Origin of the sequence: Plantactinospora sp. CA-294935 (assembly GCF_050936445.1) — a bacterium.
Taxonomy (GTDB): domain Bacteria; phylum Actinomycetota; class Actinomycetes; order Mycobacteriales; family Micromonosporaceae; genus Plantactinospora.
In genome coordinates, this window is record NZ_JBNJMU010000001.1 from 10,094,660 (window position 1) to 10,112,040 (window position 17,381).

At 73.1% G+C, this 17,381-nt stretch carries 11 protein-coding genes and 1 pseudogene; 6 read left to right on the forward strand and 6 right to left on the reverse strand.

The features are described 5' to 3' along the window. Positions 1-78 precede the first annotated feature (78 nt). The 4 genes from ACQEVC_RS43740 (at position 79) to ACQEVC_RS43755 (ending at position 5,886) form a co-directional block, all read left to right on the forward strand. Positions 79-1,278 carry a thiolase family protein gene (locus tag ACQEVC_RS43740; RefSeq protein ID WP_432890242.1) on the forward strand — a complete coding sequence of 400 codons (1,200 nt, stop codon included), beginning with the start codon at positions 79-81 and terminating at the stop codon, positions 1,276-1,278. Beyond that, complete coding sequence (locus ACQEVC_RS43745) at positions 1,275-3,374, forward strand: 3-hydroxyacyl-CoA dehydrogenase NAD-binding domain-containing protein (protein WP_432890245.1); 2,100 nt, start codon at positions 1,275-1,277, stop codon at positions 3,372-3,374. The genes ACQEVC_RS43740 and ACQEVC_RS43745 overlap by 4 nt, the downstream gene beginning before the upstream one ends. Positions 3,375-3,809: 435 nt before the next feature. Beyond that, positions 3,810-5,141 carry a B12-binding domain-containing radical SAM protein gene (locus ACQEVC_RS43750; protein ID WP_432890247.1) on the forward strand — a complete coding sequence of 444 codons (1,332 nt, stop codon included), beginning with the start codon at positions 3,810-3,812 and terminating at the stop codon, positions 5,139-5,141. Further along, positions 5,134-5,886, forward strand: coding sequence for a class I SAM-dependent methyltransferase (locus ACQEVC_RS43755; protein WP_432890250.1), 753 nt, complete (start codon positions 5,134-5,136; stop codon positions 5,884-5,886). Before ACQEVC_RS43750 ends, ACQEVC_RS43755 begins: the two co-directional genes overlap by 8 nt. 75 nt (positions 5,887-5,961) lie before the next feature. Here ACQEVC_RS43755 and ACQEVC_RS43760 read toward each other — a convergent pair whose 3' ends face one another. Beyond that, on the reverse strand, positions 5,962-6,345 hold the full coding sequence (locus ACQEVC_RS43760) for a VOC family protein (protein WP_432890253.1): 384 nt from the start codon (positions 6,343-6,345) through the stop codon (positions 5,962-5,964). Between the two features lie 405 nt (positions 6,346-6,750). On the opposite strand from ACQEVC_RS43760, the gene ACQEVC_RS43765 reads away from it, so the two are divergent. Next, positions 6,751-7,728, forward strand: a complete 978-nt coding sequence (locus ACQEVC_RS43765; RefSeq protein WP_432890255.1) for a DUF2637 domain-containing protein — start codon at positions 6,751-6,753, stop codon at positions 7,726-7,728. A gap of 242 nt (positions 7,729-7,970) precedes the next feature. Here the strand turns inward: ACQEVC_RS43765 and ACQEVC_RS43770 are convergent. The 3 genes and pseudogenes from ACQEVC_RS43770 to ACQEVC_RS43780 all read right to left on the reverse strand — a co-directional run. Then, a pseudogene (locus ACQEVC_RS43770) lies at positions 7,971-9,116 on the reverse strand (sensor histidine kinase); the annotation flags it as partial. An 8-nt stretch (positions 9,117-9,124) separates the two neighbouring features. Next, the gene (locus ACQEVC_RS43775; protein WP_432890257.1) at positions 9,125-9,811 is read right to left on the reverse strand and encodes a response regulator transcription factor; all 687 of its coding nucleotides are present in this window, start codon (positions 9,809-9,811) and stop codon (positions 9,125-9,127) included. 79 nt (positions 9,812-9,890) lie between these two features. Further along, entirely contained in the window at positions 9,891-11,240 is a 1,350-nt protein-coding gene (locus ACQEVC_RS43780; protein WP_432890260.1) for a PQQ-binding-like beta-propeller repeat protein, read from the reverse strand. A gap of 160 nt (positions 11,241-11,400) precedes the next feature. Here ACQEVC_RS43780 and ACQEVC_RS43785 point away from each other — a divergent pair, with 160 nt between their 5' ends. Next, positions 11,401-13,368, forward strand: coding sequence for a hypothetical protein (locus ACQEVC_RS43785; protein WP_432892048.1), 1,968 nt, complete (start codon positions 11,401-11,403; stop codon positions 13,366-13,368). Positions 13,369-13,435: 67 nt separating this feature from the next. Here the strand turns inward: ACQEVC_RS43785 and ACQEVC_RS43790 are convergent, their stop codons facing one another. Next, the gene (locus ACQEVC_RS43790) at positions 13,436-15,355 is read right to left on the reverse strand and encodes a hypothetical protein (RefSeq protein ID WP_432890263.1); all 1,920 of its coding nucleotides are present in this window, start codon (positions 15,353-15,355) and stop codon (positions 13,436-13,438) included. Beyond that, the gene (locus tag ACQEVC_RS43795) at positions 15,352-17,343 is read right to left on the reverse strand and encodes a hypothetical protein (protein ID WP_432890265.1); all 1,992 of its coding nucleotides are present in this window, start codon (positions 17,341-17,343) and stop codon (positions 15,352-15,354) included. Before ACQEVC_RS43795 ends, ACQEVC_RS43790 begins: the two co-directional genes overlap by 4 nt. Between the last annotated feature and the right edge of the window lie 38 nt (positions 17,344-17,381).

Here is a 17,381-nt window from a genome sequence, read left to right on the forward strand (position 1 = left end):
GGCGCAAACGACACTAGTTACTGACTAGTAGCATCCGAGGTACCCGCCCACCCGGGCCCCTGCGGCAAGGAGGCTCCAGTGCCCCGTGAAGTCCGGGACGTCGTCTTCGTTGACGGCGTCCGCACCCCGTTCGGCAAGGCGGGTGGGATGTACGCCCACACCCGCGCCGACGACCTGGTGATCCGCTGCATCCGCGAACTGCTGCGGCGCAACCCGCAACTGCCGCCGGAGCGGGTCGACGAGGTGGCGATCGCCGCCACCACCCAGATCGGCGACCAGGGCCTCACCATCGGCCGTACCGCCGCGCTGCTCGCCGGGCTACCCAAGACGGTGCCCGGGTACGCCATCGACCGGATGTGTGCCGGGGCGATGACCGCTGTCACCACGGTGGCCGGCGGGATCGCGATGGGCGCCTACGACGTGGCGATCGCCGGTGGCGTCGAGCACATGGGCCGGCACCCGATGGGCGAGGGGGTGGACCCCAACCCGCGGATCCTGGCGGAGAAGCTGGTCGATCCCTCCGCCCTGGTGATGGGCTCCACCGCGGAGAACCTGCACGACCGGCTCCCGCACATCAGCAAGGAGCGCGCCGACGCGTTCGCGCTCGCCTCGCAGGTCAAGACCGCCAAGGCGTACGCCAACGGCAAGCTCCAACCCGACCTGGTGCCGGTGGCGACCCGCGACCCGGAGACCGGCTGGGGACTCGCCACCGCCGACGAGGCACCCCGGGAGACCTCACTGGAGAAGCTGGCCACCCTGAAGACACCGTTCCGCCCGCACGGCAAAGTCACCGCCGGCAACGCGGCCGGGCTCAACGACGGGGCCACCGCCAGCCTGCTCGCCGCCGAGGACGTCGCCCGGGAACTCGGGCTGCCGGTGTCGATGCGACTGGTGTCGTACGGCTTCGTCGGGGTGGAGCCGGAGGTGATGGGCTACGGCCCGATCCCGTCGACCGAGAAGGCGCTGAGGATCGCCGGGCTCTCCATCGACGACATCGGCCTCTTCGAGCTGAACGAGGCGTTCGCCGTGCAGGTGCTGGCCTTCCTCGACCACTTCGGCATCGCCGACGACGACCCCCGGGTCAACCAGTGGGGCGGGGCGATCGCCATCGGCCACCCGCTCGCCTCCTCCGGGGTACGACTGATGACCCAGCTCGCCCGGCAGTTCGCCGAGCACCCCGAGGTGCGGTACGGCCTCACCGCGATGTGCATCGGGATCGGCATGGGCGGCACGGTCATCTGGGAGAACCCCAACTGGGAAGGCGGCGACGACAAGTGACGGTTCCGCGCAACCCCAACGAGGTGGTCACCCGATCGCTGCTCCGGCTGGTGGACCTGCCGGGGCTGGACCGCCCGGCCGCGCTGATCACCCTGGACAACGGCCTGGACCACACCAAGCCGAACACCTTCGGCCCGGCCGGTCTGTCCAGCTTGGACAAGGCGATCACCGAGGCGCTCGCCGCCGAGCCGGCGTTCGTGGCGGTGACCGGCAAGCCGTACATCTTCTGCGTCGGCGCGGACGTGACCGGCATGCCGCTACTCGCGGACCGGGACCAGGCCCGCGAGATCGGCCGGCTCGGGCACCGGGTCTTCGGCCGGCTGCGCACCAGCGCCGTGCCGACCTTCGCCTTCGTCAACGGCGCGGCGATGGGCGGCGGGCTGGAGCTGGCACTGCACTGCCACTACCGGACACTCTCCGGTGGCGCCGCCGCGCTGGCCCTGCCCGAGGTCTCCCTCGGCCTGGTGCCCGGCTGGGGCGGCACCCAACTGCTGCCCAACCTGATCGGCATCGCCGGTGCGGCCCAGGTGATCATCCAGAACCCGCTCATGCAGAACCGGATGCTCAAGCCGAAGCAGGCCGCCGAGCTGGGCATCGCGGACGTACTCTTCGCGCCGGCCGACTTCCTGGAGCGCTCGCTGGAGTGGGCCGCGCAGGTGGTGCGCGGCGAGGTCCAGGTGACCCGGCCGGAGGTCGACCGGGAGATGTGGGACGGCGTGCTCTACTTCGCCCGACAGACCCTCGACGAGCGGCTGCACGGCGCGGTCCCGGCCGCCTACCAGGCGCTGGAGCTGCTGGAGCTGGCCCGCGAGGCGCCGGACGCGCCCGCCGAGGGCGACCCGGACGGGCTGCCGGCGGGGATGGCCGCCGAGGTGGAGGCACTGGCCGAGCTGGTCTTCAGCGAGGAGCTGCGCAGCGGCCTCTACTCCTTCGACCTGGTGCAGCGCCGGGCCAAGCGGCCGGCCGGTGCCCCGGACAAGGGCCTGGCCCGGCCGGTGACCAAGGTCGGCATCGTCGGCGCCGGCCTGATGGCCTCGCAGCTCGCCCTGCTCTTCGCCCGCCGGCTCCAGGTGCCGGTGGTGCTCACCGACCTCGACCAGTCCAGGGTGGACAAAGGCGTCGGCTATGTGCACGCCGAGATCGACAAGCTGGTCGGCAAGGGCCGGCTTCCCGAGGGTACGGCCGCCAAGCTGCGCGGCCTGGTCAGCGGCTCGGTCGACAAGGGCGTCTTCGCCGACGCCGACTTCGTGATCGAGGCGGTCTTCGAGGACCTGGCGGTGAAGAAGCAGGTCTGGGCGGAGCTGGAGAAGATCGTCTCGCCGGAGGCGGTACTCGCCACCAACACCTCCTCGCTCTCGGTCAGCGCGATGGCCGCCGACCTGGAGCACCCGGAGCGGGTGGTCGGGTTCCACTTCTTCAACCCGGTCGCGGTGCTGCCGCTGCTGGAGATCGTCCGGGGCGAGCGGACCGACGACACCACCCTGGCCACCGCCTTCGCAGTCGGCAAGGAGCTACGCAAGTCCTGCGTCCTGGTCGCCGACGCGCCGGCCTTCGTGGTCAACCGGTTGCTGACCCGGTTCCTCGGCGAGATCTTCGCGGCCGTGGACGCCGGCACCCCGCCCGAGGTGGCGGACGCCGCACTCGACCCGCTCGGCCTGCCGATGCGCCCGCTGGCGCTGCTCCAGCTCGTCGGGCCGGCGGTGGCGTACCACGTCGGCGGGACGCTGCACGCCGCCTTCCCGGACCGGTTCGGGGTCAGTGAGAACCTGAGGCGGATCGCCGAGTCCGGCAAGCCGCTGGTGGTCGACGGCGACGTCAACCCCGAGGTGGCCGGGCTGCTGGAGGTCGGTTCCGCGCCGCTGCACGCCGAAGAGGTACGCCGGCGGGCGCTGGACGCGCTCGCCCAGGAGATCCGGCTGATGCTGGACCAGGGTGTGGTCGCCGAGCCGCAGGACATCGACCTCTGCATGATCCTCGGTGCCGGCTGGCCGTTCCACCTCGGCGGCGTCACGCCGTACCTGGATCGGACCGGCACCTCCGAGCGGGTCACCGGCCGCCGCTTCCTGCCCCGGGGCGCGGCCAGCCTGCCCGCCTGACCGACACCCACCCATCCCCCCACGATCGCGGTGATCAGGGACCTGTCCCGGCGGGTCGAACGGCGCGCTGTGCGACCCGGTCCCTGATCACCGCGATCTGCCCGGACGCCCGCGGCGTGCGGCGATTTGCCCGCCCGACCGGGCGGGGGCGCCGGCCGGGCAGGCATCGAGATTCGCGTACCGGACTGAACTGCCACTGGACGTCGACTGGATTCGTCCCGCCGGGAGGACCCGGAAGGCCTCCTTCACCGAGTCTCCACGACGGGCACACACCCGCCCCGCACCGGCTGCCTAGCGTCGGTGACATGCGTGTCAAGCTGATCCTGCCGGCCCTGACCGAGGCGACCAGCCCGTTCTTCCGACCGATCAAGTACTCGCTGTTCCCGCCGCTGGGCCTGGCCACCCTCGCCGGTTATCTGCCCGAGGACACCCGGGGTGAGCCTGCACGACGAACACGTCGAGCGGCTGGACCTGACCGACGAGCCGGTCCCCGACCTGGTGGTGATCCAGGTCTACATCACCTCGGCCCGCCGCTCGTACGAGATCGCCGACCACTACCGGGCCCGGGGCGCGTACGTCGTCCTCGGCGGCCTGCACGTCACCGCGCTGCCGGACGAGGCGGCGGCACACGCCGACACCATCTTCCTCGGCCCGGGCGAGGACACCTGGCCGCAGTTCCTCGCCGACCTGCGCCGGCAAGCGCCCAAGACCCGGTACGTCTCCACCAACCGGACGCTCGCCGGACTGCCCCCGGTACGCCGGGACCTGATCGCCCGGCACCGCTACCTGGTGCCGAACTCGATCGTGGTTTCCCGGGGCTGCCCGCACCACTGCGACTTCTGCTACAAGGACGCCTTCTTCGCCGGTGGGAAGTCGTTCTACACGCAGGCGGTCGACGACGCGCTGGCCGAGATCGACCGGCTCCCCGGCCGGCACCTCTACTTCCTCGACGACCACCTGTTCGGCAACCGGCGGTTCGCCCGAGCCCTCTTCGACGGGATGGCCGGGATGGGCCGGCTCTGGCAGGCCGCCGGCACCGTCGACGCGGTACTCGCGCCGGACCTGCTCGAACGTGCCGTCGACGCCGGGCTGCGCAGCCTCTTCGTCGGCTTCGAGACGGTCAACGACGGCAACCTGGCGGCCACCCGCAAGCGGCAGAACGTCGGCCGGGACTACTCGGCGGTGGTGCGGCGGCTGCACGAGCACGGCGTGATGGTCAACGGCAGCTTCGTCTTCGGGCTGGACGACGACGAGCCGGACGTCTTCGACCGTACGGTCGGCTGGGCGGTCGAGCAGGGGGTGGAAACGGCCACCTTCCACATCCTCACCCCGTACCCGGGGACCGCGCTGTACGACCGGATGGCCGCACAGGACCGGATCCTGCACCGGGACTGGGACCGGTACGACACCCGCCAGGTCGTCTACCGGCCGAAGCGGCTCACCCCGACCCAGCTCACCGACGGCTACCGGCGGGCCTACCGGGACTTCTACCGCTGGCCGGCGATCTGGCGCGGAGCGGCCACCAAGGAGAGCCTGCGCGGCCGGCTGCGGCACCTGGCGTACGCGGGCGGCTGGAAGAAGTTCGAGCCGGCCTGGGACACGGTGATCCGGGCCGGCCGGGTGCTGCACGCCCTACCGCTGCTGGAGGCGGTGCTCGGCGGCTTCGGCGAGCGGACCGCGGGCAGCGGTGGTGGCCGGGCCGGCGAGGGCGGGGCGAATCCGGTTGCGCCGTCGCTCGCGCCCGTCGACATTCAACGGCATGGATGAGGAAACGAGGCGGAACCGGATCGCCTGGGAGACCGCCTCCGCCAAGCACGTCCGGGAATACCAGGAGCTGCTACGGCAGGCCCGGGACACCTCGTCGCTCTTCCCGGCCGAGGTCGCGCTGCTCCGGCCGCTGCTGCGGTCGTCGCCGACGGTCGTACACCTGCAGAGCGGGCACGGTCTCGACGACGTCGCGCTGGTCCGGGCCGGGGCACGCGCCGTACTCGGAGTCGACTTCAGCTCGGTGGCGGCCACCGCCGCCGCCCGCCGGGCGGCCGACCTGGCGGTCCCGTGCCGGTACGTCGTCGCCCGGCTGCCCGGTGCCCCGTTGCGGGACGGCTGCGCCGACCTCGTCTACACCGGCAAGGGTGCACTGATCTGGATGCCCGATCTGGCGGCCTGGGCCCGGGACGCGGCCCGGCTGCTCCGGCCCGGCGGTCACCTCTTCGTCTACGAGGGCCATCCGGCCGTACCGCTCTGGAGCTGGGACTCCGACGAGCCCCGGATCCGCCCGGACCGCAGCTACTTCGGGCGGTCGCACGTCAACGACACCTTCCCGGGGCACGGTGCCGTGGAGTGGCAGTGGACGCTGGGCGAGATCGTCGGCGCGGTGCTCGCGACCGGCCTGGAACTGCGCCACCTCGCCGAGTTCCCCGAACCGTTCTGGCGCCCGGACGGGGTCTCGGCGGCGGCCTGGCGGGGCCGGCTGCCGAACGCGTACGCCCTGCTCGCCCGGCTGCCGGACTAGCCCGGGCCCCGCCACACCGCTGCGGTGCGGTGCGGAGGGGCCCGGTACTACCGTTTCGCGCCGGTACGCCGCAGCTCAGTCGGCGCGCTCGGCGGCGCTCCGCTCGACGCAGAACTCGTTGCCCTCCGGGTCGGCGAGCACCGCCCAGCCGGTGCCGTCCGGCCGCCGGTGGTCCACGACCAGGGTGGCGCCCAGCCCGAACAGCCGGTCGACCTCCTCGTCCCGGGTCCGGTCGGTCGGTTGCAGGCAGACGTGCAGCCGGTTCTTACCCGACTTGCCCTCCGGCACCCGCTGGAAGAAGACCTGCGGCCCGACGCCGTCCGGCGCCAGCAGCGTGATCTCGTCGTCGCCGGGCTGGTCCTCCGGACGCAGGGACCGGTCCAGCACCTTCGCCCAGAAGCTCGACAGCTTGTAGGTGTCGGCACAGTCGAAGCTGATGTTGTGGATGATGGAACTCACGAATCCTCCATGCTGGAGTGTGCGCCTCGCGGAGGAACGCGGATCGGTCAGCGGTGGCCGAGGCGAGGCGCGGGACAGGACAGCGCAACCATCTACCGCACCTCCCTCCGATGATCCGGGCTGACGGCGGCAAGCCTGGCACGACAGGACGGGATCGGCAACCGGGTTTTCCACCGTCGCCGGGCCGGACCCGGGCGGCCGGCCCGACGAGCGCACAGCCGGGTCCGGACGAACGATCGGGAAGGGGCGGCAACGCCAAGCACATGGATGGCCACCAGGCGGTGAGCGACACGCCGGAAATTCCGCCGGTACACCGGCTGGACCGCTTCGGCCGTAAGGATGAGCGGTCAGGCCGGCTGGTCCGCTGGGCCGAGAGGAAGCACGACGACAGGCAAGGAGCGACCGGTGCCCCTCCCACAGCTTCGCCGGGTCCGCTGGGCCGTACGCGCCACCCTGGCCCTCGGGGTCGCCGCCTCGGTGGTCGCCAACATCCTGCACGCCCGGGACAACCCGATCAGCCAGGCCATCGCCGCCTGGCCGCCGCTGGCCCTGCTGCTCACCGTCGAGTTGATCTCACGGGTACCGGTGCACCGCCGCTCGTTGGCGTTCGCCCGGATGGCCGCCACCGCCACCATCGCCGGGATCGCCGCCTGGGTGTCGTACTGGCACATGGTCGGGGTGGCCGCCCGGTACGGCGAGACGGGCGCGTCGCCGTACCTGCTGCCACTGTCGGTCGACGGCCTGATCGTGGTGGCCAGCATCTGCCTGGTGGAGCTGGGCGGCCGGATCTCCGCCACCCAGGCCGCGACCTCCGCCACCCAGGCCGCGACCTCCGCCGAGGCGACCCGGCCCGGTCCGGCGGCAGAGTCCGCCGAAGCCGGCGCCTTCACCCGGACCGGGGAGTTCGACCGGGTCCTGGGAACCGAGCGGGCCGCCGGACCGGGCGGGGACGTCGGGACCCGTCGGCGTCCGGCGGCATCGAGCGGCGGACCGCTCGGCGCGGTCGAGCCACTCGGCCGGGGTATCGGCGAAATCCTCGCCATCCCGTCCGGCGACACCGAAACCGGCGTCTCCGGCGGGACGCAGGCAGGCGCGCCCGGCACGACCGGCGCGGCGGCGCCACCGGACGCCGGAACCGCCGCCAGGACCAGGAGGGCGCCGACAGGAGCGGCCCGGAAGCGGGGCTCGACCGGCCGTGCGGCCAAGCCGGGCACCGCAGCACGGCCACGCCGGCCGATCACCGAGACCGCCGCTCTGGCCGCGGCGATCCAGGCGGAGCGGCCCGAGGCCAGTGACGCCGACGTGGCGCAGGAACTCGGCATCACGACCGCCCGGCTACGGGCGATCCGCCGCGAGGTACGCGAACTCGACCTCGTCGCCTGAACGCAGAGCCGTCAGCCGGATGCGGGGTCGGCACCGGGGCCGGCCTCCGCCAGGTCGCTCGGGGTGCCGGGCTCGGCCGGCGTACCCGGGACCGGCGCGCCGGCCGGGGCAGCCCGGCTGGCCGCCGAGCCCAGTGGGACGGTGCTGGCGGTACTGGCCACGCTGTTCGCGGGTACCGGCCGGACCGGCACGGCGACCGGACTGCCGCCGACCGCCGCCGACGCGGCCACCACCGGGGTCGTCTCGGCCGCCGGCAGGGTCACCGTCACCTCCAGCCCGCCGCCGTCCTGGGCGATCGCGCTGACCGTGCCGCCGTGGGCGTCGCAGACCGCCCGGACGATCGACAATCCCAGCCCGGAGCCACGGGCACCGGTACGTTCCCGGCCGCCCCGCCGGAACGCCTCGAACAGCCCTGGTACGTCCGCCTGCTCCACCTCGAAACCGGTGTTGCCGACCACCAGCCAGGCGTGCTCGGGACCCGAGCCGGTACGCACCCACATCCGGCCGTGCAGGTGGTTGTACCGCACCGCGTTCTCGATCAGGTTGCCGGCCAGCCGCTCCAGCAGGCCCGGATCGCCGACCACCGGTGCCGGGGCCAACGCCGTCTCGACCTGGAGCTTGAGCCGGTTGGTCTCGTTCCGGACCGCCGAGAGTGCCGCACTGGCCCCGGCGGCGAGATCGGTCGGCGCCTTCCGGGCCAGCCGGCGGCCCGACTGGGCCTCGCTGCGCGCCAGCACCAGGAGCGCGTCGACCAGGTTGTTGGCCCGCTCCGACGCGTCCCGGACCACCGTGGCCATCCGCCGGTACTCGGCCACGTCCGCCTCGTCGTCGGCCATCGTGACGTCGATCTCGGTACGCATCACCGCCAGCGGGGTACGCAGCTCGTGCGAGGCGTTGGCGACGAAGCGTTTCTGCGCCTCGAAGGCGTCCCCGATCCGGTCCAGCATGGCGTCGAAGGTGCCGGCCAGCTCGGCCACCTCGTCGTCCGCGCCGGAGTAGCGGATCCGCTGGTCGAGGGTGGCCTCGCCGAGCCGTCGAGCCGTCGAGGTGACCTGGTGCAGCGGGCGGAGCGCCCGGCCGGCCACCGCGTACGCCCCGGCGACCCCGACGATGCTGATCACCAGCAGCGCCAGCAGCCCCTTGACCAGCAGTTCCCGGGTGGCCGTCTGTGCCATCTCCTGCTGCCACTGGCGCGCCCCGACCGTCCGGCCGTCCGAGAGTTCGAGCATCGGGTTCGACCTGAGCTGGATGTCCGGGGTCAGCGCGTCCCCGACCAGCAGCCAGGCGAGCAGCACCAGGATCGCCCCGGCGCCGATCAGCAGCACGCCGTTGAGCAGGGTCAGCCGGAGCCGGAGGGTGGGCCGCACCCGGGGCCGGCGGCGGGTCAGGTAGACGGTCACGCGCTCACCTGCCCCGGCACGTACGGGTCCGGCACCCGGTAGCCGGCCCCGACCACCGTCTCGATCAGTGGAGGATCACCGAGCTTCTTCCGCAACGTCATCACGGTCACCCGGACGGTGGTGGTGAACGGGTCGGTGTTGGCGTCCCAGACCCGTTCCAGGAGTTCCTCGCTGGACACCACCGCCCCGCGCGCCTTGACCAGTTCCTCCAGCACGCCGAACTCCTTCCGGGTCAGGTCCACCGCCGCCCCGGCCCGGGTCGCGGCCCGTCGCGCCGGGTCGACCACCAGGTCGGCAACGGTCAGCACCGGCGGGGTGACCGGGGTGGCCCGGCGACCGAGAGCCTGCACCCGGGCGACCAGCTCGTCGAAGGCGAACGGCTTCGGCAGGTAGTCGTCGGCGCCGAGCTGGAGACCCTCCACCCGGTCGGCGACCGTACCGCTGGCGGTCAGCATCAGCACCCGGGTCAGCGCACCCGAGGTGACCAGGTCGGCACAGATCTGGTCGCCGTGCACGCCCGGCAGGTCCCGGTCGAGCACCACCACGTCGTAGCGGGTGACGAAGGCCATCTCGTGTCCGGCCGAGCCGTCGTAGGCGACGTCGACCGCCATGCCCTGCCGGCGCAGCCCACGGACGATCGCGTCGGCAAGGTTGCGCTCGTCCTCCACCACCAGTACCCGCACCACGACCTCCCCGGCTGCCTGTAGGGGACAACCTATCCGTGCCCGACAAGTGACAGCTCGCAGGCGCCGGCCCGGCCGGCTATCCGGGCAGCCGCCACACCCCGATCGAGGCGTCCAGCCGCCGGCAGTGCAGCGCGGTCGCGGTCAGCCCGCAGTCGCCGGAGACCCCGGACAGCACCGTCACGAGCCGGCTCCGCCAGGTCGCCGGATCGAACTCCACCACCCAGGCCCGGCGGTCCGCGCCGTACCGGACGCCGATGAACCGCGATCCGTGCGGGGTGAACAGTCCCCAGGCGCCGAGGTCGGCGAGTACCCGTCCGCTGGCCGGATCGAGCACGGAGAGCGCCTCGGTCTCGCCGGCCCCGGCCCCCTCGACGGCGACCAGGGCTTCACCGACCGTCCAGATGCCGGTCCAGCGCTCGTCCGACCAGCGGGTACGGCCGGTCTGCGCGTCCCAGACCCGTACGCCGCGCTGGGAGCGCAGGCTGCACAGGTCGGCCCCGCAGGCGAACGGCCCCCGCTCCACGCCGGGCTGGGCCGGCACCGACCAGCGCCGGTCCAGCCCCGGCAGCCCGTACGCGGTCACCGCGCTCTCCTCGTACACCACGAAGAGGCCGGCGGCGACCGCGGCCCGCCAGTTGGTCCGCAGCCCGGCGCCCGGCGGCGGCATCTGGACGGCCCGCACGACCGCACCGGTGCCGAGATCGCGCACCTCGACCCGGCCGGACGGCAGCGCGAGGACCACCGTCGAGGCCCGGACGGGTGCCCTCGGGTCGGCCGCCGACACGTCGAACGACGGCAGGGCGCCGGCCGGCACCGGCAGCGACCAGCGCACGGCACCGGAGGCCGGGTCCACCGCCTCCAGCGTGCCGGGCCGGTTCTCCGCGCCCGGCCGCCAATCCTCGGCTGCCGCCCAGAGCACCAGGTCACCGCCGCTGCTGACCACCATCAGGCTCGCTTCGCGCTCCCAGGCCACAACGCCGGCCGACACGTCCAGCACGGTCAGCCGGGAGACCCTGTCCAGCAACGGTTCCGGATAGCGCGCCAGCAGCAGGTGCTCGCCGACCACCTGGAGGCTCCCGATGTCGCCGGCCGACAGCGTCACCCGCCAGCCCAGCTCCGCCGCCGGCAGCCGGTACCCGGCCAGCTCCGGACCATCCCCACGGGGCCGTTCGGGGTCGACGACGAACATCCAGTCCCGGTCGGCGTGGACGATGGAGCCGAGCCAGGCCGGTACGGCCGCCTCCGGCCAGGGTCGGGGGAACGGGCTGCCAGCGGCCACCATGCCGAGCACCCCGACCAGCACGGCCGCGAGCAACCCCGGCCGGACCGACCGGCGCCGGCCGGACCGGCGCGGCGCGGCCCGGTCCGACCCGACCGGCCCGGGACGGGACCCCGCGGCCAACTCACCCAGCTCGATGGTGGGCATCTCCCTCCCTCCCCGACTCCGCCGACCAGCCCGGCGCGTTCCGTCCGGATGGTCCGGTGCGAGCCGGCACGGTGATCGGGCACACTCCGGATATCCCGGAGCGGGTAGCGGCAATTCGGACGCGAAGCCACCTGTACGATGGCGCCTCGTGGCAGTTCCGGTGGTGGACAATTCTTCGGACGCCGAAGCCGGTTCGACCGAACTCGGTCGATCTCGACGGTGGCGGATCTTCCGAACTCCCGCGCGGGTCGACGTACTGGCCATCGGAGCGTACGTCCTACTCGGCATCTTCGTGTGCGCCAACTACTGGGTCGACGTCAACCACCGGGTGTCGTCGCACCTGCCGACCGACCACAGCTGGTTCGAGTGGCTCTTCGCGCACGGCGCGTACTCGGTGCAGCACCTGGAGAACCCGCTCTTCTCGGCCCGGCAGAACGCGCCGGACGGGGTCAACATGATGGCCAACACCTCGCTGTTGGGCGTCACCCTGCCACTGGCCCCGCTCACCTGGCTGTTCGGTCCGCAGGTGACGTACGCGCTGTACCTGGGCGGTGCGCTCGCGGCGACGGCCGCCACCTCGTACTGGGCGCTCTCCCGGCACCTGGTCTCCTCGCGGGGCGCGGCGTTCGTCGGCGGGGCGTTCCTCGGCTTCGCGCCCGGCATCATCCACCACGCCAACGGGCAGCCCAACTTCGTCTCCAACTTCCTGCTGCCGCTGATCGTGGTCCGGGTGTTCCGGCTCGCCGAGCCGGGCCGCTGGCTGCGCAACGGGCTGCTGCTGGGAGTGCTGGTCGCGTACCAGATCTTCATCAACGAGGAGATGCTGCTGCTCACCGCGCTGGCCTGCGCGGTGGCCGTGCCGCTCTACGTCGCCTTCCGCTGGTCGCTGATGCGCCACCGGATCTGGACCTTCCTGCGCGGCCTCGGCGTCGGCGGCGCCGTGGCGCTGCTGCTGGCCGGCTACCCGATCTGGTACCAGTTCAACGGCCCGCAGTCCTACCGCGGCCTGCAGGGCGGCGTCTTCCACAACTGGGGCGAGGACCTGCGGGCCTTCGTCACCTATTCCCGGGACACCATCGCCGGCTCGCCGGAGGTGGAGAAGACCATCGGGGTCACCGAGCAGAACACCTGGCTGGGTTGGCCGCTCGTCGGGCTGGTCGTACTGGTCGCCGTGCTGCTCTGGCGGACCTCGGTCGCCGCCCGGATCGCCGCGCTGCTCGGTGCCGGGTTCGCGCTCGCCTCGCTGGGCCGGCAGATCCGTTACGACGGCCGGCTCACCGAGCACGAGGGGCCGTGGCACCTGCTGCCGGAGGACCTGCCGCTGATCGAGATGATGATGCCGACCCGGCTGAGTCTGGTCACGGTCGCCACCGTCGGGCTCCTGGTCGCGCTCGCCTGGAACGACGTCGCGAAGGGCCGCCCGCGACCGGCCGCCTCGAACGGCGGCGCTCCGGCCGGCGGCTCCGGCAACGGCGCCGCGGCCACCTCCGGCACCCCGCACCAGATCACATCCGGCACGCCGGACGGCAGCGCGACGACCAACGGCGGCCCGGCGCCGGGCAGTGCCCCGCTCGACGTCGCCGGCCGGGTCGAGCCGGCCCGGCCCCGGCTGCGGATCCTGGCGTACGCCGCGATCGCGCTCGCGCTGCTGCCGCTCGTCCCGCGCCCGCTGCCGGCCATGCACATCGACCCGCCGCCGCGGTTCATCACCTCCGGGGCCTGGCGACCCTACGTGCCGGCGGGCCGGACCCTGGTGCCGGTGCCCATCCCGAGCAACGTGCACGGCCTCTCCACGCTGCGCTGGAGCGCGCTGACCGGGCAGGCGTTCCCGATCCCGGCCGGCTACTTCATCGGCCCGGACGCGCAGGGCTACGGGGTGTTCGGCGCCCCGTCCCGGCCGACCAGCCTGCTGATCTACGGGACGATGGACCGGGGCGCCGCACCGGTGGTCACCGAGGAGAACCGTCGTCAGGCCATCGAGGACCTGCGGTTCTGGAAGGCCTCGGTGGTGGTGCTCGGCGACCACCCGGCTGCCCCCGCCCTGCACGTCCTGCTGGCCGGACTGTTCGGCCCGGGGCAGCGGGTGGACGACGTCTGGCTCTGGGACGTCCGACCGCTCGTCGGCTGACCGCCGTTACGTCTCCCCTGGGGCCGTACGCCGGCAAGGAACCCGGCCGGGCGGCGGCGCCGACGGCTCAGCCGACGAGGGCGCGGACGTCCCACACCCAGGCGCCGGAGATGTCCCGGCCCGGCCCGAGCAACTGGTCGAGGGTCTCCTTGACCGGCACGCCCCGGTGCAGGCCACCCTGCACCACGATCGCGGCCCGCCAGTGCCGCAGGTCCTCGATCGCCTGCCGCCGTTCGACCTCACCGATCGGCGGCACCTCACCGGTGGCGGCGACCCGGTCGAGCAGCACTGCCGTCGGGCGGTCCGGTGCACCCCAGCGGGCCTGCGGATCGTCCGGCCCGGTGGGCCCGATGAAGTAGCCGCCCGGGGCGGTGAAGGCCAGCCCGGTCCGGGCCGACCAGAACATCCCGGCGATCGCCTCGGAGCCCCTGGTCGGTGGCACCGCCACGAGGGTACGCCCGGGCGGCACGTACGACCGCCACTCGCCGCTGGCGACGAAGTCCGGTACCGGCCAGACCGGCCTGGTGTGCAGCGGCGTCGGCGCCACCGGCAGCAGTACGGCGAGCACCGCCCCGGTCCAGAGCAGCCGGACCGGCACCCGCCCGCCGGCCACCCCTGCCCCGGCTTCCGGCACCGCACCGCTGTCCGCCGCACCGCCGCCGGCCGTACGCCGGAACACCCCGTCGAAGGAGAGCGCCAGCAGGATCGCCAGGGCCGGTACGCAGATCAGCGGAAACCGGGCCGGCACCGCCAGGTCGATCAGTGGCAGCGCCGAGACCAGCCGGTACGGGCCGGGCAGGTCCAGCACCTCCCCGCCCAGCCGCAGGTCCTCGCCGAGCGACAGCGCGGCGAAGACGAGTACGCAGAGCACCAGCGCCCGGACGAGCGGCCGCCGCCACTGCCAGATCGCCACCACCGCGCAGAGCACGATCAGCGCCAGCCCGAAGAAGGAGTTCTCCTCGGTCAGGTTCGGCGAGAGCAGGCCCGGCACCGAGTCGTGACCGGTGATCGACTGCCGGGACGCGGCGGTGAACGACGCGAGGTCCAGCGGGTACGCCTTCGGGTCGAACGGCAGCCCGCGATAGTGCCCCGGCCCGAAGAACTGGAACCACAGCGGGTACGCCAGCAGCACCACCCCGACCAGCGTGCCGACGCCGAGCCGGCCGAGAAACGCCGGAGCCAGCCGCCGGGCGGTGCGCGGGGCCGAGACCGCGTAGCCGACGGTGAAGAGCCCGCAGGCCAGCACCAGGAAGGCCAGCACCTCCTCGCCGAGGAAGACCTGATAGCCGACCAGCACTCCGAGCAGTACGCCACGCCGGACCACCCGGTCGGTGCGCGGGTCGAAGACCACCGCGAGGATCGCCGGCACCAGGAACTGCGCGATCATGTGCAGGTGCCCGGTGGCCTGGGAGATCATCCCGGGCGCGAACCCGCAGAACAGGCCGGCGACGGCCGCGCCGAGGCGGGAGTCGACGATCCGCCGGGACAGGAAGAGATACCAGGCGGTGGCCGTACCGGCCAGCGAGAGCACGACCGCGAGCAGATAGCTGGTCTGCGAGCCGAAGAGCAGGGTCACCGGGGTCAGCGGCACGCCCAGGCCGAGCACCGAGGTGTTCGCCATCAGGTTGATCCCGTCCGGCGCGTTCAACGCGGTGCTGTAGAACGGGTTCTCCAGGTGGGTCACCGCCCGGGCGGCCCGGGCCAGCATCCACTCGAAGAGCATCATGTCGTTGCTGGCGTACGTCATCCGGTCCCGGTGCAGCCAGAGTCCGGAGGTGACGTAACCGGCGGCGGCCAGACAGAGCAGCACCGCCGCCGCGTCGACCAGCGGACCCCGCCGCCGCGTCGACCAGGCACGCAGTGCGCCGAGCCGGTCGGCGGCGATGCGCCGCACCACCTCCCGGCGGCCGGCGATGCTGGTCGCCGGCACGGCCGCCGGGACCGCGACGTCCGGCGCGGTCTCGGCGGGTCGACCCGGCCCGCTCACCCAGGCGTGCGGTTGGTCAGTGCGCGGACGTCCCAGAGCCACACGTCGGCGGTACGCCGGGCCGGGCCGGCGAGCTGGTCGACGGTGCTGCGCAGCGCCTCGACGTTGTCCTGCCGCACCGGCAGCACCAGGATGGCGGCCCGCCAGTGCCGCAGCTCGTCCAGGGCCCGCCGGCGCTGCCGGTCGGTCAGCGTCGCCGGCTGGCCGCTGGTGGCGACCCGGTCGAGTACCGCGCTGAGCCCGCTGGGCCGCCCACCGAACCGGCCGGGGTCGCCGGTGTTGCCGTTGCGGGGAGCGAGGAAGTAGCCGCCCGGGATCTTGAAGTCGAGGTTGGTGGCGGCCGCCCAGCGCATCCCGTTGGTGTGCCCCATCGCCGGGATCGGTACCGGCACCAGCGTCTGGTCCGGGCCGACGTACGGCCGCCACTGTCCCGAGGTGATGAAGTGCGGCACCGCTGGCCGGCTCACCTCGCGCAACGGCAGCGGCAGGATCGGCACCAGCGCGATCGCCAGCGCCGTCACCACCACGGCACGCAGCGCCCGCCGATCGGCGATCTCCAGCTTCCAGGCCCGGTCGGTGGCGAGCGCGAGGATCAGCCCGATCACCACGGTGGTGATCAGGCCGAACCGGGTCGGCACCACCGCGTCGAGCAGCGGGGCCTTCACCAGGATGTCCCACGGTCCCCAGAAGGCGCCCCGGTTCCACCAGGAGATCCGCTCGCCCAGCGAGAGGATCGCGAAGAGCAGGCCGGTCACCGCGAGCGCCCGGATCAGCACCTCGCGGCGGAGCCAGACCACGATCGCCACGGTCAGCAGCGCCAGGCTCCAGCCGAAGAAGGCGTTCTCCTCGGAGTAGTTCGGGGCGAGGTCGAGATTGGCCCGCTGGTTGCCGCCGAGCGTGGTGGAGCCGGGTACGAAGAACGCCGCAAGGTCGTTGCCGTAGTCCCGCACCGCGTCGCTGAGCCCGTGGTACGCCTGCCGGCCCGCGAACTGCACGATCAGCGGGTACGCCAGCAGCGCCCCGGCGAGCACGGCGCAGACCGCCAGGCCGGCGCCGAGCGGGCGCCAGGCCGCCTTCCAGCGGGCCGGCTCCTGGGCCAGCACGGCGAGCAGGAAGACCCCGCAGGCCATCGCGGTGAAGAGCAGGATCTCCTCGTTGATGAACGCCTGGTAGGTGACGAGCAGCGCGAGGATCACGCCGTCGGTGACCGGCCGGGTGGAGCGGGTCAGCACCAGTACCCGCCAGACGATGAACGGCAGCAGGAACTGGGAGATGATGTTCGGGTGCCAGTTGGCGTGCGAGAGCAACGCCGGGGAGAAGCCGCAGAACCAGCCGCCGACGATCGCCGCGATCGGGGCGCTGACCAGGTGCCGGGAGATCACGTAGTACCACGCGGAGGCGGTGCCGGCCAGGCCGATCGTCACCAGCACCACGAAGGACACCGCCGGACCGAACAGCAGCGTCACGGGCACCATCGGGATGCCCAGCCCCAGGATCGCCGTGTTGGCCATCAGGTTGACGCCGTCAGGATAGTTCAACCGGTCGGTGAAGAACGGGAACTCGCCGTGCAGCACCACCCGGACGGAGTGGGCGAGGAAGTACTGCACCTGTGCGGGGTCGCTGCTGTAGAGCGAGGCGACCCGGCCGGCCGGGTCGAGCCAGATCTGGCTGGTCACCCAGAGACCGGCGACCAGGAAGGCGGCGTAGACGGCGAGGTCGCGCCGCCAGGTGGGCCAGCGGGCCGGCCGGGTGGCCGGCTGGCCGGTGTTCCGGTCCGGGGTACCCGCGTCCTCGCCCGCGTCGCCGGGACGCCGCGTCTGCTCCTCGTCGGCGGCGGCCGCCGACGCGGTACCCGAGCCGGTCTCGGAACCGGCGCCCGAACCCGCCGACTCCGCCGCGCCCCCGTCGGTTCCGGTCGCCGTTCGGCTTCCTGACTCGGGGCCCTCCGGGTCCGGCGTGGTGTGCAGACGTGGCTCGGCAAGCGTCACAGTCGGCGGAGTCTACAGGAGTACCCCATTGGTCCCAG

Bases quoted from the DNA above. Each gene is read 5' to 3' on its own strand.
- ACQEVC_RS43755 (WP_432890250.1), top strand. From the start codon at position 5,134: ATGGATGAGGAAACGAGGCGGAACCGGATCGCCTGGGAGACCGCCTCC.
- ACQEVC_RS43780 (WP_432890260.1), bottom strand. From the start codon at position 11,240: ATGCCCACCATCGAGCTGGGTGAGTTGGCCGCGGGGTCCCGTCCCGGG.